Genomic DNA, 502 nt, shown 5'->3' with positions numbered 1-502 from the left:
TTGTCAAGTTCTAATGCTTCTATCTCCTGCCATTCATAGAAGCTATTATATGCTATACATCCGATAAGAACGGAGATAAGTATATACCCCAACCGTATTGTCTTATAGAAATTCCTGGATCGTTCCATTATTTTGATGATACTGATTTTTCAAACATGAATAAAAGTTTATCCTTTTCTTCCATACGGGTATTATCAGAATAACCGCCTTTTGTTATTTGATACCCACACGGCTTAACCATAAAAGTGCCTAAGCCTTTAGTGTATGAACTTACTTCTGAGGCATAGTCTTTACTTGTATTTAATGGAACTTTCCCTTCAATAAGACACCACTCATTATTACAACTGATACCTTTAATCTCAGACATCATTTTTTGCAGATCTGTAATAGCTTTGGAACTTGCTACTTGTGGTATCTGTAACTCAAAATAGAGCATCGGTTCGAGAATATCCACTCCTGATTGTTGCAAAGCCAACCTGAAGACATAAGGAGACAATTGTCT

Annotated in this window: 2 pseudogenes; both read right to left on the bottom strand. The window is 35.7% G+C overall.

What is annotated here, in order from left to right:
* Window positions 1–128: pseudogene (locus BN4609_RS17345) on the bottom strand (two component system sensor kinase); the annotation flags it as partial.
* Window positions 128–502: pseudogene (locus BN4609_RS15380) on the bottom strand (tetracycline resistance ribosomal protection protein); the annotation flags it as partial. The pseudogenes BN4609_RS17345 and BN4609_RS15380, both read right to left, overlap by 1 nt.

Source organism: Leyella lascolaii (assembly GCF_900079775.1).
GTDB lineage: Bacteria > Bacteroidota > Bacteroidia > Bacteroidales > Bacteroidaceae > Prevotella > Prevotella lascolaii.
The sequence above is the reverse complement of the archived record's forward strand: the minus strand, read 5'-3'. Positions and strand labels throughout refer to the sequence as shown.